The sequence below is a fragment of the Pararhizobium sp. PWRC1-1 genome (assembly GCF_049897905.1).
In the GTDB taxonomy this organism is placed as follows: Bacteria; Pseudomonadota; Alphaproteobacteria; order Rhizobiales; family Rhizobiaceae; genus Pararhizobium.
This window is the reverse complement of the sequence record NZ_JAFCXE010000001.1, coordinates 278,577-299,811: the sequence shown is the minus strand read 5'-3', so window position 1 is coordinate 299,811 and position 21,235 is coordinate 278,577. Positions and strand designations below refer to the sequence as shown.

23 protein-coding genes and 1 pseudogene are annotated in these 21,235 nt (G+C 54.2%); 18 read left to right on the top strand and 6 right to left on the bottom strand.

The window, feature by feature from the left end:
* Positions 1 to 54: 54 nt before the first annotated feature.
* Positions 55 to 525: a helix-turn-helix domain-containing protein gene (locus tag ACP7E0_RS01505; protein WP_426122502.1), complete on the bottom strand. Its 471-nt coding sequence runs from the start codon at positions 523 to 525 to the stop codon at positions 55 to 57.
* Between ACP7E0_RS01505 and ACP7E0_RS01500 the strand changes: the two genes are divergently transcribed.
* From ACP7E0_RS01500 to ACP7E0_RS01480, 5 genes are all read left to right on the top strand, one after another.
* On the top strand, positions 526 to 849 hold the full coding sequence (locus ACP7E0_RS01500) for a hypothetical protein (protein ID WP_426122501.1): 324 nt from the start codon (positions 526 to 528) through the stop codon (positions 847 to 849). It begins immediately after the preceding gene.
* The gene (locus tag ACP7E0_RS01495; RefSeq protein WP_426122500.1) at positions 846 to 2,849 is read left to right on the top strand and encodes an AAA family ATPase; all 2,004 of its coding nucleotides are present in this window, start codon (positions 846 to 848) and stop codon (positions 2,847 to 2,849) included. The genes ACP7E0_RS01500 and ACP7E0_RS01495 overlap by 4 nt, the downstream gene beginning before the upstream one ends.
* A gap of 90 nt (positions 2,850 to 2,939) precedes the next feature.
* Positions 2,940 to 3,197: a metallophosphoesterase gene (locus tag ACP7E0_RS01490; protein ID WP_426122499.1), complete on the top strand. Its 258-nt coding sequence runs from the start codon at positions 2,940 to 2,942 to the stop codon at positions 3,195 to 3,197.
* On the top strand, positions 3,176 to 3,748 hold the full coding sequence (locus tag ACP7E0_RS01485; protein ID WP_426122498.1) for a metallophosphoesterase: 573 nt from the start codon (positions 3,176 to 3,178) through the stop codon (positions 3,746 to 3,748). The genes ACP7E0_RS01490 and ACP7E0_RS01485 overlap by 22 nt, the downstream gene beginning before the upstream one ends.
* Positions 3,749 to 4,194: 446 nt before the next feature.
* Positions 4,195 to 4,533, top strand: a complete 339-nt coding sequence (locus ACP7E0_RS01480; protein WP_426122497.1) for a pantoate--beta-alanine ligase — start codon at positions 4,195 to 4,197, stop codon at positions 4,531 to 4,533.
* A 109-nt stretch (positions 4,534 to 4,642) separates the two neighbouring features.
* On the opposite strand, the gene ACP7E0_RS01475 is transcribed toward ACP7E0_RS01480, so the two are convergent.
* Positions 4,643 to 5,176: a hypothetical protein gene (locus ACP7E0_RS01475; RefSeq protein ID WP_426122496.1), complete on the bottom strand. Its 534-nt coding sequence runs from the start codon at positions 5,174 to 5,176 to the stop codon at positions 4,643 to 4,645.
* 252 nt (positions 5,177 to 5,428) lie between these two features.
* Here ACP7E0_RS01475 and ACP7E0_RS01470 point away from each other — a divergent pair, with 252 nt between their 5' ends.
* The 3 genes from ACP7E0_RS01470 (at position 5,429) to ACP7E0_RS01460 (ending at position 9,132) form a co-directional block, all read left to right on the top strand.
* Positions 5,429 to 7,123 carry a flagellin gene (locus ACP7E0_RS01470; RefSeq protein WP_426122495.1) on the top strand — a complete coding sequence of 565 codons (1,695 nt, stop codon included), beginning with the start codon at positions 5,429 to 5,431 and terminating at the stop codon, positions 7,121 to 7,123.
* A gap of 626 nt (positions 7,124 to 7,749) precedes the next feature.
* A complete protein-coding gene (locus tag ACP7E0_RS01465) occupies positions 7,750 to 7,908 on the top strand; it encodes a hypothetical protein (protein WP_426122493.1) in 159 nt (52 codons plus the stop codon).
* A 162-nt stretch (positions 7,909 to 8,070) separates the two neighbouring features.
* The gene (locus ACP7E0_RS01460) at positions 8,071 to 9,132 is read left to right on the top strand and encodes a PIN domain-containing protein (RefSeq protein ID WP_426122491.1); all 1,062 of its coding nucleotides are present in this window, start codon (positions 8,071 to 8,073) and stop codon (positions 9,130 to 9,132) included.
* 21 nt (positions 9,133 to 9,153) lie between these two features.
* Here the strand turns inward: ACP7E0_RS01460 and ACP7E0_RS01455 are convergent, their stop codons facing one another.
* From ACP7E0_RS01455 to ACP7E0_RS01445, 3 genes and pseudogenes are all read right to left on the bottom strand, one after another.
* Complete coding sequence (locus tag ACP7E0_RS01455; RefSeq protein WP_426122490.1) at positions 9,154 to 9,981, bottom strand: hypothetical protein; 828 nt, start codon at positions 9,979 to 9,981, stop codon at positions 9,154 to 9,156.
* A gap of 88 nt (positions 9,982 to 10,069) precedes the next feature.
* Positions 10,070 to 10,198: pseudogene (locus ACP7E0_RS01450) on the bottom strand (thermonuclease family protein); the annotation flags it as partial.
* A 77-nt stretch (positions 10,199 to 10,275) separates the two neighbouring features.
* Positions 10,276 to 10,674, bottom strand: a complete 399-nt coding sequence (locus ACP7E0_RS01445) for a hypothetical protein (RefSeq protein ID WP_426122488.1) — start codon at positions 10,672 to 10,674, stop codon at positions 10,276 to 10,278.
* Positions 10,675 to 10,765: 91 nt separating this feature from the next.
* On the opposite strand from ACP7E0_RS01445, the gene ACP7E0_RS01440 reads away from it, so the two are divergent.
* Positions 10,766 to 11,074: a hypothetical protein gene (locus ACP7E0_RS01440; protein ID WP_426122487.1), complete on the top strand. Its 309-nt coding sequence runs from the start codon at positions 10,766 to 10,768 to the stop codon at positions 11,072 to 11,074.
* Between the two features lie 69 nt (positions 11,075 to 11,143).
* Here ACP7E0_RS01440 and ACP7E0_RS01435 read toward each other — a convergent pair whose 3' ends face one another.
* A complete protein-coding gene (locus tag ACP7E0_RS01435; protein ID WP_426122486.1) occupies positions 11,144 to 11,836 on the bottom strand; it encodes an SH3 domain-containing protein in 693 nt (230 codons plus the stop codon).
* A gap of 453 nt (positions 11,837 to 12,289) precedes the next feature.
* On the opposite strand from ACP7E0_RS01435, the gene ACP7E0_RS01430 reads away from it, so the two are divergent.
* The 9 genes from ACP7E0_RS01430 (at position 12,290) to ACP7E0_RS01390 (ending at position 21,231) form a co-directional block, all read left to right on the top strand.
* A complete protein-coding gene (locus ACP7E0_RS01430; RefSeq protein WP_426122485.1) occupies positions 12,290 to 14,107 on the top strand; it encodes an endonuclease/exonuclease/phosphatase family protein in 1,818 nt (605 codons plus the stop codon).
* A 36-nt stretch (positions 14,108 to 14,143) separates the two neighbouring features.
* Entirely contained in the window at positions 14,144 to 15,742 is a 1,599-nt protein-coding gene (locus ACP7E0_RS01425; protein WP_426122484.1) for a right-handed parallel beta-helix repeat-containing protein, read from the top strand.
* Positions 15,739 to 16,956 carry a serine hydrolase gene (locus tag ACP7E0_RS01420; protein ID WP_426122482.1) on the top strand — a complete coding sequence of 406 codons (1,218 nt, stop codon included), beginning with the start codon at positions 15,739 to 15,741 and terminating at the stop codon, positions 16,954 to 16,956. The genes ACP7E0_RS01425 and ACP7E0_RS01420 overlap by 4 nt, the downstream gene beginning before the upstream one ends.
* 1 nt (position 16,957) lies before the next feature.
* A complete protein-coding gene (locus ACP7E0_RS01415) occupies positions 16,958 to 17,614 on the top strand; it encodes a hypothetical protein (protein ID WP_426122481.1) in 657 nt (218 codons plus the stop codon).
* A gap of 90 nt (positions 17,615 to 17,704) precedes the next feature.
* Positions 17,705 to 17,896, top strand: coding sequence for a hypothetical protein (locus ACP7E0_RS01410; protein ID WP_426122479.1), 192 nt, complete (start codon positions 17,705 to 17,707; stop codon positions 17,894 to 17,896).
* Positions 17,897 to 18,635: 739 nt separating this feature from the next.
* Positions 18,636 to 19,004, top strand: coding sequence for a hypothetical protein (locus ACP7E0_RS01405; protein ID WP_426122478.1), 369 nt, complete (start codon positions 18,636 to 18,638; stop codon positions 19,002 to 19,004).
* Positions 18,983 to 19,687 (top strand): SOS response-associated peptidase, encoded by a 705-nt coding sequence (locus ACP7E0_RS01400; RefSeq protein ID WP_426122477.1) that lies wholly within the window; start codon positions 18,983 to 18,985, stop codon positions 19,685 to 19,687. Before ACP7E0_RS01405 ends, ACP7E0_RS01400 begins: the two co-directional genes overlap by 22 nt.
* A gap of 104 nt (positions 19,688 to 19,791) precedes the next feature.
* Entirely contained in the window at positions 19,792 to 20,274 is a 483-nt protein-coding gene (locus ACP7E0_RS01395) for a hypothetical protein (RefSeq protein ID WP_426122476.1), read from the top strand.
* 300 nt (positions 20,275 to 20,574) lie between these two features.
* Positions 20,575 to 21,231 carry a thermonuclease family protein gene (locus ACP7E0_RS01390; RefSeq protein WP_426122475.1) on the top strand — a complete coding sequence of 219 codons (657 nt, stop codon included), beginning with the start codon at positions 20,575 to 20,577 and terminating at the stop codon, positions 21,229 to 21,231.
* Positions 21,232 to 21,235: the final 4 nt, after the last annotated feature.

Here is a 21,235-nt window from a genome sequence, read left to right as displayed (position 1 = left end):
CTAACGCGCCCCGCCCTCGGCCCTTCGGGCGCGCGCCCAAAGAAAATAGTCGGCCTATTTCTTTTTCTTGACGGATTCTTCTGAGGGGTCTTCTCCAGTTCTACCGTCCGGCGTCCGCCAACGAACACCAGACCCAGTCGATGACGTGGCCTCGATGAACTCTATTCCTTGAGCTTGGTAGGCCTGAACAAGTGCCTCCACAGATTCGAGCGTGGCATTGTCCCCAGTCTCGCGCGCATTTTCCCCCCGCATTACTCCACGAGTTTCTAATTTATGCACGGTGGGCCGAGCCACGCCTGCTGAAGCGGCTAGCTGACGCTGGTTCCATCCGAGCAAAGCCCTGGCAGCGCGCAAAATTTCTGCAGTCGGAATAATGGCCATGAAGGCGAAAAACGCGCGGGAGGAAAAAATGTCAACATTATTCAGATTGAATGCTATTGTTGACATTATGAACATTAAAGTATTCAAAATGAATGCGCCGACGAAGTCGGTATCGCCGTATTCAACAGAATCACCGGAGGTCACATGCTCTCACACACCCTCGATCTCGAAATTTCAGCTCCTAGAGAGATGATTGAAATTTACAGACGTCTGGCAAACGACCTCGAACAGATTGGCCGGGATGGACCCGAATCTGTCGCACCCGAAGTCTTAATTTCAGACTGGATGATTGCGAAACGTGCCGTCCCAATCCTGTTGGGGACCGTCCTCGGGCATCCTAGCGTGAACGATGGGAAGCCAGCGGCGACAACAGAAATTGTTTATTGGGACGAACACTGGCAACTCGCGCGTACGCTCACCCGTTGGTATCGACTAGGCCGCCCATTGATTGGAGGCAACAATCAGTGAAATCCGATCCCAACCAGGATTTGCTTGACGATGCGATCCAGCACCTTATGGACGCGACATCTAACCTCCGGGCCGTAATTTCCCGAACCCCGGCAAAGCTTAGCCGTCGGTCGGCCCCAACCGCTTTAGCGGCAAGCCCAAGGAAATTTTTAGCGTTCTGCGCCTTCGTCAGGCTCATGAGACAGCAGAGGGATTTTTTTACCGAAGCGACATCAGTCGTGGTGATAACTGTGCCGCGTAACTGGCCCATCGGCGATTTTGACTATGTTGCCGATCTTTGCTTGAAATCGGGTGAACGGGGCCTCTCCAGGTTGAAGACCTTTTGTCACCCGCCCCGGACAAAAAAGGGAAGCTGGGACTTTAGCCCAAGCGGCTATCTCGATGCTCAGAAGGTCATTATATTCCTCCCGCGCGGCGCGGAAATGCATCCGGAATTCGAAATCAGCGCCGATTCCATCGTCGATCTTGAAATCCTTGATGATCGACATCTCGACAGCCTCGCGAGGCAGCTGGATACAGGTTTACTTTCGAAGCAGGACAAGGAACAGATCAGACAACATGACCCTGCATTCATCGATTCCATTTTCCGTAGAGGGCGGTCGACAGCTGCTGCGCTGACCAGGCTCGAACGCCTTTCGACGAAACCGGCAAAGGGCCCAAGATTGATACCGCTGGCTTCGTACGGTGAAGCCGGGAAATGGGGCCTGAAGTTCAAAAGCGATCTCCGCCTGTGGCGAGCTGGTCAATTGGATTGGTCCGATCTGGATAGAGGTATCCTTTTGTACGGCCCGCCGGGAACGGGCAAGACTTCGTTTGCGGCATCACTCGCTTCTGAATGTGGTGCACATTTAGTGCCAACGTCGCTTTCCAAATGGCAGAGCACCGGTCACTTGGGTGACCTGCTCAAAGCCATGCGACTTGATTTCGCCGAGGCACGCGACAGAGCGCCTTCGATTTTGCTGATCGACGAGATCGACAGCGTCGGGGATCGTCGTTCGTTTTCCGGCGACAACAAAAACTACTGCATCGAAGTTGTAAACGGCCTTCTCGAATCGTTGGACGGCGTGGCCGGGCGCGAGGGTGTCGTCGTCGTCGCTGCAACGAATTTTCCTCAGGCCCTTGACCCAGCTCTCCTGCGATCAGGACGCCTGGAAACGCACGTCGAAATGAAGCGGCCAAGTACACATGAGCGCGCGCAAATACTTCAGTTTTACCTGCCCGCGCTCGATGCCCTCAAGGAACTCTATGAGGTCGCCCGGCAACTAAACGGTCAGACAGGAGCCGATCTGGAGCGCCTGGTTCGTAAAGCAAAACAGCGGGCGCGCACTGAGAACCGAAAGCTGATGATCGAGGACATCTGGGCTGTCGTACCAAGACAGCCATCGCTCAGCGACGAAGACCGGTGGCGCATTTGCATTCACGAAGCCGCACATGCGGTGGTGACCGAACTCTCTAATCTAGGAAGCGTGACCTCTGTCGAGGTGTTCGATGACACGCATGACTTTGTTGAGGCACACGATGCACTTGGTCGGACTTCGTCAGATTGCCCGATCCCTGCTCTGAGGACCGAGCAGTGGTTCCGTTGGGACATTGCAATCAGTTTAGCCGGGATGGCCGGTGAAGAGATTGTCTTTGCAAATCGCTCCACCACGGCCGGTGGCTCGCGGGGAAGCGACATTACAACTGCGACCGATGCCGCAGCTCTCATGGTTGCTCGGTTTGGGCTCGGGAAGCGGCTCTCGGTATTCCCTGACGATGTCGACCGTCCAGTTTACAAGGTTTTCGAAGGCTCACCCAAACTCCGAGCGGACGTCGACTTCGTCCTGGCTATCGAATATTCGCGCGCAAAGAGGCTGCTGGAGGCAAATCTCAACGCGTTGATCGCTGTCGCCCAAGCGCTTAAAAAGGAAAGACGCCTGGAAGGGGGACGTCTGAAAACCCTTTTAGCCGGTCTTTCCGCTCCCGACAGCTCAAAGGAACGTCTGGAAATTACCGGCTGACCCACTGCGATTAGTCGCGGAACTGTCGATGTCGATTGGATTTTCCGCCGAACCCTTTCCCTAGTCACCTTTTTACTTTGAGGCGAAACGATGAAGGCTTGGATCGTCAGCGATATGCATGTCAACAATTCCGAACTTGCTCGACACGACATCGAAATTCCCGAGGCAGATATTTGCATCTGCGCGGGAGATGTTTCCGGCATCGTAGAAATGTCGATGCAATTTGTTCTTCGTAACATCAGCCCACGAATGCCGGTCGTAATGGTCCTGGGTAACCACGAATTTACGGGGCAACGATTCAGGCAAGCCTTCAAACCGCACGACGGATGGCAAAACGCTCCAACGTAACCGTACTTGAGAATGAGATTCTCGTGCTTGGCAGAACCCGCATAATTGGCGCGACCCTGTGGACCGACTTTGAAATAGAGCACGGGGTCGAAAATGAGCTGCCGCTTCCTGAACGGAAATCCTACGCCATCAACATCTGCAAGCGGTACATGATGGACTTTCACGCGATATATCGTTCGGATTGGCCGGAAACGGGCATTCCTGGCCTTCTCACTGCCAAGGAGCTTATTGCGCGACATATTGAAAGCCGTGTCTTCGTCACCAGCGAGCTGGAAAATCAATTCGATGGCCGCACCGTAGTTCTGTCACATCACGCGCCACTGCCCCGATCTCTCCATCCTGCCTTCAAGGGGCATGCGAGTAATGCTGCGTTCGCTTCGGACCTCTCTAAGGTCATCGCTCAAGGCAAACCCGATCTTTGGGTGCACGGTCACATCCATCACTTCCGCGATTATCTTGACGGCACCACCCGCGTCATTTGTAATCCACGAGGGTATGAGCGTGAACGCGCTCAAACGGGATTTGTGTCTGGCTTAGTCGTCGACGTCTGATTTTTGGAAACCGGCGACGCAGTAGCGAGGAGATATTCCCGGAGGACCAAGGCGATTTCTCGGGCATCGTCCATCGTCATGCGCGAGAAGCCATACTCACCAGGTCCGACGGCTTTTAGAATTTGCATCGCGGCGGGTTCGACGCTGCCTGCCACATCCTGCGTCCACTCCTGCTTTTTGGGAGTTCGTTCACTCATCACGGTCGATACCATCACCTTATGCTCGTAACAGGATCGAAGCGATTTTTAACGGCGTCAAGGCACGAAGTGAGTTCGATGACGGCGGAACTCGCAGTAGCCAGAAATCGTGCCGCGTTGGCTTTGAGCAACCTCGGAAGCTGAGAGAGAGGTCTGCGGTCGTACCCTCGGCCAATGGAGGACGGTCGTCGATGTGCCTGAGATCAACAAACAGTTCATCGGAGAAGTTCGTCCAGGACACTTCATCGAGTGGCAAAGGCGGTTTGCAAGCTTCTGAACATCGTGCAGCCAAACGCGGCTTACTTCGGTGAGAAGGATTACCAGCAACTCATTGTCATCCAACAGATGGTCGATGATCTTGCCATTCCAACCACGGTCTGCCCGGTCCCTACCGTTCGCGACGAGGACGGGCTGGCCCTCTCATCGCGGAATGTCTTCCTGAGCACTGCCGAGAGAGAAGCAGCGCTGGTCAGTCCCATGGCGCTCGACGAGGCTGAACGCCTTGTTTCCAACGGCACTCGCCATCCCTACGTATTGGAAATTGTCTGCGGCATATCGGCAGGCAGCCGCTTGCCTCACCAGAAATAATCGCTGTTCGAGACGCGGCCACTCTACGTAAGGTCGAAACGATCACTTCGCCAGTATTGGTTTCCCATTCGTCCGGATAGGGACGGCGCGCCCTCGATAATCGTGTCGTTCACGCGAGAACGTAGGGATCAAGAGCCTGGCGGGAAGCCGAACTTTGCCAGGATTTCAGGTGCGCAAGGTTTGACGGCACTTGCTTCAGAGCCGAGTGCTTCCGTTCCTTGACCTCCAGTCCCTTTACCCCGTCGCAGAAGTAGCCTCGGTTATCGGCCAGGAAAACACTTTCTATGTAGTGGCCAGAGGCGTCAGCTTGAGCGCGAGCCACGCGGGGCAGTTCGATAAGGGAGCGGCGAACATCATCCAGAGCAATGAGTTGATCGTGTTCCGGCACGTCCACGCGAACGACATTGTTTTTGCCCACCAGCAGATGGGCCTGACCCAATGCGTTCTTTGATTGCGCTCTGGCGGCGATCTTGAAGAGCGGCGGCACCCCAATGGAAATGCCCCAGCCAGTTACACCGCCATTCAGGTGCTTCTCCCTCAGCTTCAGCGTCTCGTCACCGATACCAAGTGATGGAGATCGGTTGCTTGTCTGTCGCTGACCCAAAAATCGGGGAAAGAGCCGTTGATGGCGACGGCGAGGCATTACGGGCGCTCGTCCAAAAAGTCTGCTCGGCAGTCAAGGTGATTGGACGGTATATCCGGCATGTCAGCAACCTCAATTGACACAATAGAGCTACCTAAAACAGCCTACAATAATATGCGAGCAGCTTAGCTTGTCTACAACTTTGAGTGCCTCAATTAACCATTCGTTAAGAGGATTTGTGCTTGATTTCATTCGCAGAAAGCGCATTTTCGGTCATGACGACTATCCAATAATTTTAGACTCAGGATTGTCATGACAAGCATCATTTCCAACAACAGCGCCACCGTTGCGATCAGGACGCTGAGGTCGATCAACGATCAGCTGAACCAGGTGCAGAACCAGGTGTCGAGCGGATATCGGGTCGCCGATGCAAAGGACAATTCAGCCTACTGGTCCATCGCAACCACGATGCGATCAGACCAACTGGCAATGCATGCGGTCCAGGACGCGATTGGTCTCGGCGCAGCCAAGCTGGACACCGCCTATGCCGCTATGGATTCGACAATTGATGTCCTGACCAAGTTCCAGGCCAAACTGGTGGCTGCCAAGGAGCCGGGTGTCGACCGCGCGAAAATTCAGACGGAACTTGACCAACTGATGGACCAGACCGTTAGCATCGCGAAGTCGGCGAGCTTCAATGGCGTGAACTGGTTGAACACGTCCTTCACCAACATTTACGACGCTGTTGAAAGCAAAGACTCGCTGACGATGTCTTTCGTTCGGTCCAACGACGGCACTGTGAAAGTGGATAGCACCAAAGTCGATGTGTCACAGGTGTCGCTGTACAACAGCACTGGCGGCGGATTGCTTGAAGCAGATACTCGCAGTCCAGGCACCGTCGGCGGTATCCGCGACACGATCTATTACTTCGATCCTATTGGGCGAATGTCGTCGGAAGATTATATCTTTGATGGCCCCCTGACATTCGCCAACAACAGCACTGCAATAACCTTCACACTCACTCTCGACGCCGACGATCCCGCTACGACAACTGGCCCACAGCCGGGGATGACACAGACATATACGATTGATCGGGCCGCGATTGATGCTGTCAACGCTGGTTGGAACGGGGTCGTCTCGGACCGTAATCAATGGCGCGACGTGTTGGCCTCAGTTATTGGTGGATCGGTTCAAGTTTACCGCGACTCTTCGAACCCGGCACAATTTTCGATTAGGAGCGCCGAGACATCCGCAAGAGGCTCTTCCTACCAAATGAGTGGTGTCACTTCGACGCTTGCATCGGGGAAAACAGGCGGCCTACAGGACAGCTCAGCGACCATATATGGCTCGCGCGCCTACACCTATAGCATTTGGGACAAGCCATTCGAGCTTAAGCCGACCGTGGAGGCCTATATTGCAATCACCGAGAACCATGTGGACAAGACGCTTACGCTGACGCGGGATACCGTCATGGCGGCCCTTGGAACGACAACGGGGGAGGTCACATCCGTCAGCGATTACATCCAGGTGCTCAATTATGCATTCGCCGACCAGGGGATGGGGATCGAAGCAACATACCTCGGCTCCAATCTTATCCGGTACGATCTCATTGAAACCTTACTGCCAGAAGCCGGTCGAAAAACCTCCCTTGGCGTAACTGGCGTTACTGACAACATCGGGAACGCCCCGACATTCGGCTTACTCGATGTCGATGTGACCTCCAGTCATAGCCTGGACGCCTACATCAACGGTGTGGAGACTATGCTCTCACGGGTTATCGACGGAGCAGCCACGCTTGGCTCCGTCAAAAACCGTCTGGAAATGCAGGAGAGCTACAACAAGGCAGTCATCGACTCGGTGCAAAGGGGTGTCGGCCGACTGGTCGATGCGGACATGGATGAAGCTTCAACACGACTGAGGGCGCTTGAGGCACAACAGCAACTGTCCGTGCAGGCATTGAACATTGCCAATTCGTCGCCGCAGAATATTTTGCAGCTGTTCCGGTGATGAGGCCCAGGCCTGATCGAAAGAGAAAAGCGATGTAGCCGAATTCACGACACGCAGTTGGTGAGATGAGGCACCAGCTGGAAAGGCACAAAGTCGTATCTCCAGCCAATTTAAGGGCGTCACGAGATTTTGCCCGGAGTGTCCATGTTCGCGCCTTCGACGCCAATTGCATAGAACATGAAGGCTTTGCTATCCTCGCCTTTCCTGACTTCTTCGGCTGCCCGCTGCCAGCTATCGGTTGGCGCACTATCGGTTATCAGGAAGACCCATGGCCTTAGAAATTGATCCCGTTCTCCCTGTAGCGGTCTTTACGCTGCCGCAGCGGCTAAACCGGTTTCGATGGCTTCGCCTACGGCAACGAACAAAATCCGAGGGCTGCGTACAATAATACTACCGACCGGTTTGACGGTTGAATTCCTCGCCGCCGTCCAGGACCAGTTGGCCGACAGACGCGCCCAAGATTCCTTCCTGCGCAAATATTATCAGATGTCTCTGCCATCGCTGGCACGGTCGGCAAAGCTTCAGGTCTTCGGCCTTTAGGTCCGCTTAACTCACCCCAACAATTCGAAAAAGCAACTGACGCTGTACGGCAGTACCGTGGCGTCCTAACGCCGGAGTATGTCTATATGTCCAGTGGTACCAGGTTGAAGGAACTTGGCGCGAACGCGTGGAAGACGCCGGAGACCGAGGAACTTACCGGCCTTGTCTCGCGTGTTACGCGATTGTGGGTCGAGATTTCCGAGGCTGATCTAGCATTCGAGATAGGTGTCAGCGTGGAACTGTGAGCAAGGGGCATGGCGGCAATCGGATTGACTGTGAATTCGTTCCTATTATTTTCTCGTCGCCAAGCGAGTCAACCGAGAATCGGGTTGCCTCGGATTTGCTTTCTGTTGAAATTTTTGTGGCACATCCATGATTGTCGGCCGCACCAGTTGGGACGTCCGCTTATGCTCAAAGCAGATGGCAGAGGTAACATGACCTATCGGTTGATGATCGACACAAGCGTTTGGCTGGACATTCTCAAAGATCAGCGTCTTGATCCGGTACTGACAGCCGTTGAGGAGTTGATTGCGGCCGAGGCTATCACACTGATCGTTCCCGAACAGGTCGTGTTTGAGTTCGACAAAAACAAAGATCGTGTGAAAGATGGCTGCAAAACCACCCTCGTTTCCACGGTCAAACGTTTCCGCGATGCGCTTGTGCAAATCGAGACGGATGAGGATCGCGACAAGGCATATCAAGCGGTAAATGCTATTCAACATAAGCTGGCACTGTCCAACGATACCAGTGAGCATGTGATGCAGCGCATATTGACGCTCATGGCCCAAGCACCAATGATAGCGACTTCTGATGTGGTCAAGCTTCATGCTGCAGACCGGTCGCTGACACGCATTGCGCCCTGTCACCAGGCGAAGAATTCAATTGCCGACGCCATAATCTTGGAAACCTATCTGGAAGCACTAGCGACCGATAAAGATCCAGAAAATCAAATTGTTTTCATCACGTCCAACACGGCGGATTTCTCCGACCCGGCAGGTGACAAGAGGCGGCCTCATCCTCACCTTTCGGCCCACTTCAAAGAACCGAAATCGATCTACTCGATCCAAATTGCTGAAGTTCTGCGTGAGATCGATGGCGACATGCTTGACGAATTTACAGTCGGAGACGAACTAATCGAGGAGCCTCGAAGGCTTTCTGAGCTTTTGGAAGCAGAGCATCTGCTATATCGCCAAGTCTGGTACAACCGGCACCATAATCTTAGACACCAAGTGAATACAGATGAAATCAAACTTGTTGATGAGATCGACTTTGCGAAGCGACCGCTTCGGCAGAACTTAATGACCCGTGACACCCGGAAATCGGCATTGGCGGCGGCCACGCGAACTGAAGAGGAAGTCGGTTTCGAGAACTTAGGCCCATGGAACGATTTCGAGTGGGGTATGCTAAACGGGAAGCTGAGCGCAATTCGCTGGGTTCTTGGGTCCGAATGGGATTTCCTAGACACATAGGCTGGCGGGAACGTCCCGCCGTCATTCGGTCTTTGGAAGGAGCACGTCCACGTCGAGGTTCAAGTCGGCTGGCTGAAACATCGGCTTCGACATGCGTTCGTCGTATTTTGCTTGGGCCACTTTGACCTTCTTCAGAGCATCTTTTCCGCAGATCAGCTCAACCCGGTCATGAATGGCGAAGTCCGCCATAGCCCCTTTGAACGGCTCCTCTACAAAAAGCTCGCGGCACACTTTTTCCTGGGGGACACAGCCTTGGTCCACCAAGAGCTTGACCATTGAATGGTCTCGATAGTCGTCAACAGGCTCAATACGGTCCGATCCGCCGAAGAAGATAAATTTCGTAGCTCTCAGACCGGATTTGCAGGCCATTGCGACTGTTTTCGTGTCACCGTTCGAAAGAGCTTGACTGAAGCGTTCTTCGCTAATCGAATATCCTCGTAGCTCGTCAGTAGTCTCAACCAGAGTTTCCGTGTTTGCGGCAATCCTCTTTGTTTGGACGTGGATATCGCCGAGCTTGCCGAGCATTTGCTCCTGCAATTTGTTGACCACTTCGAATTTGCTGGCGAGGTATCCGTCTCTACCATCCTTCCCCTCAGGAGCCTGGTTTATGTAATAGAGGCTGGAACCAGCCATGATCACGCCGACCGACATAAGCCCCACCGTCACATCGCTGCGGAAACCGAGGGTTCCCAGTGACACCACGCCGATAACGAATGTGACGCCTCCAGCGATAACACCGTAGAAACCGGTTCCGGCCATCGGCGTTGCAATATCGTTGCATGTACCCAAGATACCGCCGAGCATTGTAAAGGAGAGGTACTTTTCAAATGGCTTAACCAAGGCGCGCATCGGGGTCCTTTCAAAATGATACAAAGGCTCATAGCAAGCGGCGGTTATCCGTTGCCTAAACACACGCTGTAAAGTTTTACCGATTTGATCAGCGGCACCATGGCCGTGGGGTTTTCGGGCAACTTGTTTTGCCGCAGATGAAAGGCACAACGAGCCCCTCAGAGATCAGGATTTTGCCGACATCCCTGCCGTTGTTCGTAAGGATGCCACAGGAGCGGTCAGAAGCCGAGGCTGTCGAGGGTGGAGAATTCGAAGACGAGATTGCGACGCTCGGGTAACTTATCTTCTGACAGTTCAGGGCTTCGAAATCAGTTCAAAGGGCAAATCCTTTGCAAAGCGGCCGAGGTCATCGAGCATCTTACCTATCATGTCTGGCATGTCTGCAATCGTCTCATTCGTGAGGTAGTAAATCCAAGGCTTGTCGCCTGAGGTTGAGCAAGTGAAGAACCGCTCCCAACCCTTTGCCTCAATGATTTCGGTGAATTTTTCCCTGCTATGGACAGTCCACTCAAAGCCGCCGTGAAACATGAAATTGCGATAGTTGAACATCGCCTCGAACCATTTCATGAAATCCTGCGATAGATATGGGGCTAAGCCACATGCATCCGCAAGCTGCGGGAAACCGAGTGGTATGTTGCTTGCCGCCTCGCCTTTCCGATTGAAATAGAGCTGGCAGTTCCATCGCTCTTCCATTTGCGTTTTCCCTTATCCGCCCGTGTCCAACGCTCATGCGTTGGAGGAACCATATTTTTTCCTGATACATTCTACCGAGCGCAGCCAGAGCTTGGCTGAGAATACTTTCCTGCGCCCAACAATAGGCGAGCCGGATACCGTCGCGGAGTTTTCGGAACTGGCCATTCCAACTGAACTGTTTCCTACACGCGGCGGCCTCGGTCCTCGGTTTGAAGCCTGCCTGTTCGTGGCACATGAGATCGTGCGGCCATTGAGCTGGCTTGGGCTCCTCGACGATGGCAATCTCAAGCAGAAGCCGCATGTTCGGCTCGAAGAGCGCCTGATCCGGAAGACCGCTTTGTTTGACCGGTTTGTCAGGTTGATCATTACCACTGCCGATGGCGGACAGCGTGTGCATTAGGTCTGAGCATACGGGTACTGTCCATTTTCGCCTTCGGGCCGTGGGAAAGGTCAGCCTGCTGCACGAACGCTATTGTCGCCGAACCGCATCGATCATCGCCTTCGTCACGTCCTGAGGATAGCAGATAGGCGCGTAACCGCCTGGCTTCGAATAGGCGCTCCGTTTCCCGCAGCGTCGGCCGCCACGGTCTGTATTGTATGGACACGCGCAAGAGCTTGGGTAGCTCGCGAGAGACTCAGCAATGATGCGCTCAATAATCGTCGAGTCCGGAATTGTTGGGACCAACTTCTCCCGCCCTTGCGGCTTCGATGCCTTCTCCGAGGGCTTTTCATCACGCGGCTTTTGCCTTTCAGCCAGAAACCGTGAAGCCATCCAACCGTCACGCTGGGTGAGTTGGTCTCTGACATGGGACCATTCGCCAGAATGCCGAATCAGAAGGACTTTTCGTCCGTTGTCCAAGCGATCAATGATTTCGCCTGCGGTGGAGGGCCCTTTTCGAAAAGCAACGCTCTTGCCACTGACAAACCGGACGGGAAGGCTCTCAGCCTCTTCCACTGTTTCCAGATTTCGCGAACCTGTATCGGTTGCTACGGGTAATGCGGTTTCGGTGGCAGATATTGAAGTTTCTGTGTTCACCGGCGGAAGGGATTTAAGTTGTTCAGTGATAGAGGGCACGCCCTGGACACGTGCATCTTCACCACCTGTCAAACGACTGATGGCATAGATAACAATCGCGCCGATGAACAAATACCGCTTCCGCATTACCGACTCCCCCGAGGTCGGAACTTGACGGAGAAGGGAAGCGCAAACAAGCCTGAGCTGCAGAAATAAGGCATTTCCCGCTTCCCAATTCACAGATCAAGCTCATAGTCCTCGACATCAAAACGCGTGATCAACGTTGAAGCACAATCCTCTCTCCAGGATTATTCGGTGGGACACCTTATCGATATAGGTGGCCTATCGCTGGGCAGCTGTCGTGAAAGGCGGTCGCGGGACAGTCCTCGTCTAGCCCACCGCCTGGGAGGCAAGGGTGAAAATTCCGACATCATCGGACCGTCTGCATCAGAACGCGATGAGCCACGAGCTATCTTAATCGATGCTGAGCGAGTTTAGCAGAGCCACTACCAGAGAAGGTAATCCACCTCCGATTGATCGATATTGCACTATAACACGCGTGTGATAGCTTTTCGTGGGCACGGCGTTTTGGGGGAAACAATGGCAAGAAGCTCTACGCTTGCGGCATTTGCCGCGTTTTTGATGGTCGGGACGGCTGGAAGCGCTCAAGCCGCTGATGCGAGCATCTCAGTCGTACAAGGCAAAGATCACAGAACTACCCTTCCTTCAGCTACTGAAGTGGCGGTCGAGGGTGTTGTGACCGGTGAATTCGGTAAAGGGTTTTTCATTCAGTCCACTCAGCCCGATGGCGACGCCGACACTTCAGAGGGGTTGTTCGTATTTCCTGGAAATTCGCCAACTTTCGCCCTCCCGAAGGTCGGCGATCTTGTTCGTGTCACCGGCAAACCGGATGAGTTTCAACCATTCAAGGAACCGCCCTTTACGCGAACCCGCAAGGTGGCGGTTTGCGGGACAACGCAGATCAATGAGATCGCGAGCGAAGACCGAAACTCCTATTTGCCAATTACACAGTTGAGTTCCGTCACCTCGGTCGAGATCAAAGGCACCGCAAGCTTGCCCAATGCAATCGACTTCAACCCGCCAGGGGCGAACGGTTCGATTGCATTTGCCGATAAACCGAACTCACCATTCAACCCTACCGACCACCCTCGCGACTATTTCGAGTCGCTGGAGGGCATGCGTGTAGTCATCAGCGACGCCATCGTTGTTTCACGCAAAGAACCAGGATGGGACAATTTCTGGGTGATGCCTGCGGGCTCGTTTGATTTGCCCGAACGCTCGGCCTACGGTTTGCCTTTGGGCATTCCCGGCCACATCTTCCCCGAGATAGTATCCGTCCATAAAGCCAAAGATCAAAAACCGTTCGCTCCCGCCGTGGGTGCGCACCTTGGTGATCTCACCGGTATCATGACCTATGAGAATGGTGGCTACATGGTCGTGCTCGACGCTGTCTTGGACCCTGACAAGCTACCAGTGCCAGATGCTGTTGAGGTACCGGCTCCTATGTTCGGAGACGGAATAAGGCTGGCAACATATAACGCGGAGAACATGTCATTAGCCTCAGATGGTGCTGCGGAGAAATTTAGGGCAATCGCCGCACAGATCGTCAACGATCTAAGATCGCCAGACCTGCTCGGAATTCAGGAGGTGCAGGATGACGATGGTCAAGGTGCAACTTCAACCACCACTGCTCGGCGCACTTTGGAGGCCCTGAGAGACGCAATATCAGTCGCAGGTGGGCCAAAATACAAGATTATCGCGCTTGACCCCGTTTTGCCGAACACCGATGGGGGAGCTGCGGGAGGCAACATCCGGACCGTGTTCCTCGTGCGGGATGAATCGGGAATCGAACTGTCAGCGCCTACCAGGCTGTTCGATACCGAAGACCGATGCGACGAGAACGCAAACCCATATGCTGGAGCAAGAAAACCACTGCTCGTGGAAGCGAAAATAAACGGGAAGCCTTTTGCCTTCGTAAACTTGCACCTTTCTTCAAAGCTAGGCGATCAGGGACTCTACAGCAACGCGGAAGACCCTAAGCCCGCCAGCATCGAAGGTCGAAAGAAGCAAGCCATCTGGCTCGTTGAGGAACTGGAAAGACGCTACTCCGGAACGGTTCGGACGATTGTACTTATGGGTGATTTCAACGACCACGCTGACTCTGAGGCGCTCGAACCGCTTCGCGACAGCAAGCTCGGCTTCCAATTCCGAAGGGATTATCGCGGCGAAACATTTACCGCGTCTTACGCATTTAACGGACTTAGGGAGTCCATTGACCATTTCGTAGTCGGCGGCACACAGGTCCAAACGCGCGCTTTATACATGAACCTAAACGCAGACGCACAAGACCAGGTGTCTGATCACAATCCAGTAGTCTTGGAACTGTTAGAAAACTGATTGAGCCGGTCGGCGACCAACGAAGAGCACGGACAAATGAGTGAAGCTCACAACGTCGGGCCAAATAAGGTGCACAAATGGGTGCGTCGTTTAGTTGCCGGGGACACGCTCCATTTGACGAAGGGCGACTACATAAAACCCATCGTTCTATCTTCTCTTTCGGGCACCGAAGACAGCCCAATCGTGTTTACCGGTACAGACGTAGTGCTAGGTTCGAAGCTGATATTTGACGATTATCAAATGCAAGGCAACGAGTTGTCAGCCGCCCAGGAAGCAGGAGGGGAATTCCCTGGCCTCTATTATCTGGCAGATAATGCCGTCCTCGTCCTCAGAAACTGTCAGTGGATCACGATTGAAAAGCTGAAGTTCGACGGGTGCTGGCCAACGGCTGTGTATCTCGAAAATTGTCAGCACATCACGCTTAGAGGACTGAAGATCAACGGCGGTACTTTCGCCATCGGGGCGACGGGGGTGACCACCCGCCACATTCTGGTGGAGGATTGCGATTGGGTTCAAGACCCAAGCGGAAATGGTTGGGAATTATGCGAGTCCCTTCGCGCGGGGAAGACAATCGAAAAGGAGTTAAGTAGGACCCCGTCGAAACTTTGGCGCGACGTCGACTGGGTGGAGGTACATGGCGATTGGCTTGAGAACAGCAAGCGCGTTGATATCGAACATGACGCGCGCGCGTACGACGGCGACTTCTTCCGGGCGTGGAGCATCGCGGGCTATGTCGTCATCCGAAACAACATTATTGCCGATGCCTTCAACGGTATTCACTTTTTCAACCAAGTCGCAGAGTCAAGGATCGACAGCTGTTCGCGCAACGTACTCATCGAAGGCAACTGGTTCATTCGTATCCGCGATAATGCCATCGAACCAGAACATTACGCGTGGAATTGGAGTGTTCGGCATAACGTCATCGTTGACTGCTACCAGCCCTTCTCGCTTCAAATGGCGCGGTCGGGCTACTTCTATGTCTATGGGAATGTCGGCTGGAACGTCGGAAAACCTGGCCCAGATCGGGATGAGCATACCCGGGGCCAGCTTTTCAAATTTCCGACCGAGCATTGTGCAGATGGTCCCCACTACGTCTTTAACAACAGCTGGGTATTACGCGCACCTCTCGTGAAAAAGATGCGTTTCTCGAATTTCGTCCACGTGAACAACGCGATTGACTACAGCGACAATGATCCCGTCGCCACTGCTCCCTTCGGAGGAAACTTCAGGGACGCCGCTCCAGCCGGGTATCGAATGGGAGCTGCCCGTCTTTTTGAAGCAAAGCATTTTACCAAGGCCTGGCAGGACCTCGGCATAAAGTTCGATGGCGACGTTATCCATCATCCGACCTTTCCAAAGGAGGTCAATGCAGCAGGCTTCCATCTTGGCGCAGCGTCGGCTGGGGTGCCCCCTGGCTTCGCAGATACGACACCGGGACGCCCGCAAGGACTGAAAACCCTCACCCATCACCCGGCTGTCGATTTGACGCTGCTGCTGCCCAACGGTGAAAATGTAACCGCCGTAACAGCATTCCAACAGGTTGGTGCCTGGCAAGGAGATCAGCTCATTGCCGTGGAAGACCCGATTTTCTGGACGTACTGGCCCGGCAAACAAGATGCTAGCGAGGTTGCGTGAACCATATCCAGCTCCTTGTCGGCACTGCGCTGCTCTTAATCGGATCGCTGTGTCAGGCAGCGGCTGAAGAGCCCAAAAAATCTCTCCGGATCGAGCCGTCCAGTTATCCCTCATCTCTGCAAGTTAATGGCCCGCGCCTCAAGAGCGTCAACGTGTGGTGCTCGTTGCGAGAGCGTTGCGATATAAATAGGTACGTCCAGGCAATGGGCGTTTGCGGACTTTACGTCATTGAGAGGCGGATCGTTCGTGTCGATCTTTATAACTCAGATGACATCTGCGACGAAGGTCGGAACGGTCCCGAGAAGGGCTACAGCGTCAAGTCCGTCGCAAAGTCCTTAACTTCGACCTTGCTTGGACGAAGGCTGGCGGAGAATTATAGCATTCACACCCGGTCAGAGTTTGAAGTCGTCATGCAGAGGACGGTGGGAAGCTTCCTGAAACTCACCGATAGGCTCGCTCTTGCCGAGGGCTATTCCCAGGTAAAGCTTGATGACCTGTTGCTGATGCGGTCAGCTATCCGCTGGCGTGAGGCAGACTGGCCTGCCCTCCTCTCGGACTCCGTAGCGTTTGATAATCAGGTTCGCATTCCTCCCCGAAGGAAGAGCCTTATCGAATTCGCATCCAAATACCGGTTAGCTCGCCATCATGCCGGGGATTTTAATTACTCGGCTCTGGACGCTGCAATGCCAGTCGCGGTGGCAAAAAGTTTGACGCCTGGACGTCCGCTTTTAAAGGAGTTTGAAAAGGGCGTCTGGGGGATGATAGGAGCGGCACACTTCGCGACCTGGAATGTTGATGTCAGGGGCGATCCAATTGGTCCCTGCTGTTTCAATGCCCGACTAGATGACCTTGCCCGTTTCGGAGATTTCGTCCTCAACAAAGGGCGTGGCAGCATCCCAGAAGCATGGTTCGATCTTGCCACCGCGCCTATCCCAGCACGGTTCAGAGGCCTTGAGCTGGAAAGCGACGAGCAGGATGCGAGTTGCGATCTTGGTTACGGCTATTTCTGGTGGCTCCGGAAGGGCCGTACTGATTATTTTGCGTACGGCCGATATGGGCAGTTCATTCATATCTACCCGGAGGATCACGTCGTCATTGTCCAGATGTCGGACTGGTACGCTGTACCCGTGGGCAGCGACGCGAGATGCATTGCACTCAAGACCCATGATGCCATCGTCAACAGGCTTAGACGAACCGGAATTGGCAAGGAGTGATATGACTGAAAGCGCAGACCTCGACCGGATGGCACAGGAAGTCCGCAAAGCTGCTGAAGAGTGCGGGGCGATGATCCTCCAATCAATCCTGGCAAGCGATCACGTTCCGGCCGTCGCTGTCGATGGCGACACCTTCCCTGCCCTCGTCAAGCACCTGAAACCGCGTTTGATTTATATGGTACGAACCACCTTCGACGCTGGCGAAGATGTCATGGCACATTTCGAAGAGGACGAGCTGGACAGCGGCCTCATGAAGTTGGCGGCGGAATGGACCAATCGCAATGGCCAATCGTCGCGCCTTATCCTTGGTTTGATGGCTGATGGCGTGATGCACGGGATTATAGAGACGGCAGACTGGTTTGACGATTTCGAAGAGGAGGCCGAGGAGCTATCCGGACCGCGCCAACAAGCGATCTCAGACGCTTTTGCCCGATTGCAGGAGGCTGATGCCAGAAAACGGGAAGTGGACGAGAAGAAGCGCTTTGCTCCAATCGTCAAAAAGCTCATCGCTGATCCGCGTTTTGACGCGCCAAAGATCAGCGCGGCCAAGCGGCTGAGACTCGCGGAAACTATATTTCCTGAGGAAGATCGGAGTACGCTGAAAAAGGCCGTGGATCGCGCCATCAGCGAGCTGTGGCTGGTTGGGTCCGCAAAATAGCTAGGCGACACAACAGCGCCACCAATCACATTTTTCTGGAAAAATGCGGGTTGCCGTGCAATTCCTGGCCGTGGGCAGGTGGGGTAAGACATGTTTTCGTTTTTCAAAAAGAAGGCTCAGGCTCCGAACAACATCGAGAGCGCCGAGAAGGTGGTCGACGATGTTCGAGATGAGTTCTCAGATGAAACGCTGGTGCGTAGCAGGGCGGCAATCTGGAGGCTCATTGGCTTCGGCCACTATATTGCTCCCTGGCAGCCGACTTGCTGCCCTTGTACCATTTAAACCAGTTGCTGCCGGTTCCCCTTTCCCGAGGGTCGAACCATTCCCCGCCAAACTGCATCATAAAGGCAGTAGCATCGTCGCGGATCGAAAAGCAGTGGACGATATAGCCGACGTCTTCAAAGCGAACGGTGTGACCCCGCACACACCGGGATAGGCCTCTGCAGAATTCGTCCTGCGCCACACTCTGCTTGCCAGTGCACAGGTGAGCAGCGAGGGCGACTTGATGAGGCCAACCTCGGTCTATCCCTGATGCAGTGAGTTCACCTTTACGGATCGACATAGGAATATCCTCCACAAACGAAAGGCATATGTTCCTATTTTGTTCACGTAAGTCAAGGTTTGATTTCACAAGAAAAGTGTATTTGCATGCGAACAAAAATTGAGTATGTTCCTATTTTGTTCCGAACGGCGACGGTTTCGCAATTATTTGAACGGCTGAGCGCTCGCGGGGGGGGGGAAGTGGCTGTGGGAGCGCGAACTAGAATGTCTGTTTTGCTCACTCTCAGAGAGTTTCGAGGTCTGGTGATTACGGTTGAGTGCAAGGCATGTGACAGAGCAGCGGAACTGGACCGAAAAGCGTTGGTGAAGCAATACGGGGCCAGCCTTCGTTTCGTTGAGTTGCGACGCAGAATGGCCATTGGCTGCGAGAAGATGATCTGCGCCGATGGCCAAGACCGATGTCAAACTAGATTCCCCTGCCTATTAGACGCCAGCCTATATCTAGAAGGGGGCACCCCATATGAATAGTATTATCGAAACGTCGACGCTGTCAGCGGATGACGCCCTGCAGGGCGCTGTGATCTTTGGAAACACGCCCGATGAAAGCCGCCAGGCTGCGCTTGGTTCTCGATTGGATTTCTATAGGCAGGAGCGCGATCTTGTCAGAAACTACGTTGAGGCTCTCGACGAGGACCTGGTGACCATTGCCTCTGGCGTCAATGCGCACGACCCAACCTTTGGCTTGGCACATTTGACCAACGTGCTGCTGAACTACGACACGCTCATGTCCGAACGCATGGGAGAGCTTGAGGTTGAGCTAAAAACCCTCGATGGTACTCTCGCCTGCTGCGACAATGAGGACTCCGAATGTGTAACCTCTACAATTTGACGTCAAACCAGCAGGCGATTAGGGATTTTATCGACATTACCCGCTATCGCGAGGGCAACCTGCCGCCGACGGTAAACGTTCACCCCGACAGGCCTGGCCCTATCGTCCGCGTTGACGTCGAAGGTGAGCGCGAACTGGTGATGTCGACCTGGGGAATGCCGACGCCCGATGTTCACCTTGATGGCAAGCCGGATCGGGGTGTCACCAATGTGCGGAAAACGTTCATTCCACACTGGCAGCAATGGCTCGGCATCGCGAACCGATGCCTTGTCCCGGCAACCTCATTCTCGGAGTACGAACAAGAAGCCGACGCGGAGACTGGAAAGAAGCCGCTGCGGTGGTTTGTGGTGAATGAAGACCAACCGGTGTTCGCGCTCGCGGGCATTCATACGAAATGGATTGGAGCACGCGGGCCGATCAAGGCACCCCGGGAAGGTGAGCATGACCTTTACGCGTTTCTCACGACCAACCCCAATGACATTGTGAAGCCGATACACCCTAAGGCGATGCCCGTGCTGCTCACAACGCGAGAAGAATGCGAGATTTGGATGACTGCGGACTGGAAGGAAGCGAAGAAGCTTCAGCGGCCACTTCCTGATGGTCGGATGATGGTTCTGCCTCGCTACACCGAAGTTGGTGGGCTTGGAGGGCATCCCGCGAAGACAAGCGAGTTGTTCGCCTAGCGGCGGAAGTGCCAGCCGGTACTGTCCAGAGAGAGTTTACTCCAGTGCATTGACGCCACTCCCTCCCGTCTCCTATTTTCCCGGGTGGGAACCGGGAAAATAGCATGAACATAAAGCGAGGGTTATTCAGGGTGTGGGTGGTGATGTCCGCCGCATATGTTTTGGCGGTCGGCGTTTTCGGTGCCAAGCCGCTGCTTGAAGAGTTCGGCAAGGCCTCAGAGCAACAATCGGCGCTGCAAGGGACTTCGTACGGTTTCCCGATTAAATGTGAGCAGGTTCTAGGCGAAAAAGACATTGATTGGACGAACGGTAACCCGTGGGAATACGACTATCAGAAGATATGCTGGTACAAGTTGGACGGCCTCAGGCACTATTTTCCCGGCTACGCCTCGTTGTCTCCGGAAACGACTTTAAAAATGACCTACGCCAGAGCTGAGACATATTTCCCGAAGCCACGACCTTGGAACAGCCTTTTGGAGGGAATTGGCTGGGTAGTCGGGCTACCCCTATTCTTTCTGGTTGTCGGTTCGGCGCTCTACTGGGCATTCTCCGGCTTCTCCGGTCGGCCGCGAAACACGGACTTATAAAAGTCACGGAGCTTTAGGCCCAGATCAACCAACGACTTTTCAGACAGTGCATTCCCGCCGCAGTATTCTCGGTCGACAGTTCATCTTTGGTCATCCCTAGCTGCCGCCGACGATCTTCGACCATCTTCCGGTCACGCTCCTTGTTCCGTTGTTTGGTCTCGTCAGCGCGTCTCTGGGCAACTTGCAATTCTTCTGGTGAGGCCGCAATCATCTCGCTCGCGATGGCATCAGCCCTCACCGTTCTTCGGTCGAACGGACGGGGCGTCTAGTTAAGTGAGCGCAACCAGCATCGGAAGCTAAGTGAAAGCTTTATTTTTTGTGTCTCTCCTCGTCGGGCTTTGGACATCTTCACTTCAAGCATCTTCAAGTGTTCGAATTGTAGACGGCGACACACTCGAAGTTGCGGGGATCGTCTACCGCCTACACGGTATCGATGCCCCCGAGGCGGGACAAAAATGCAACTCCGCGACGGGCAAAGCGTGGACTTGCGGACGAGAGGCCATAGCCTCGATGGAAGCGCTCGCAATTGGTAAAGACGTCGTCTGCGACAATCGCGGCCAAGACGGCTACGGGCGGGTCATCGGTGTCTGCAAAGTGGGATCGACAGACCTCAATGCCACGATGGTCGAGAGCGGACACGCGTGGGCCTTCCGGAAATTCTCGGAGGACTACGCTATTTTGGAGGATGTTGCGCGTCGAAATCATATCGGGGTCTGGCAGGCTGAGACCGAGGCCCCATGGGATTACAGGGCCCATAAATGGGATGTTGCCAAGCAGGACGCGCCCGACGGCTGCCCGATCAAAGGCAACATTTCGGACAACGGCCACATCTACCATGCACCTTGGTCTCCCTGGTATGGCCGCACCAAGGTAAGCGTGAAACAGGGCGAACGTTGGTTCTGCACCGAGAAGGAAGCCGTAGAGGCAGGATGGAGAGCGCCCTTCTGGGGCCGCTGACCGG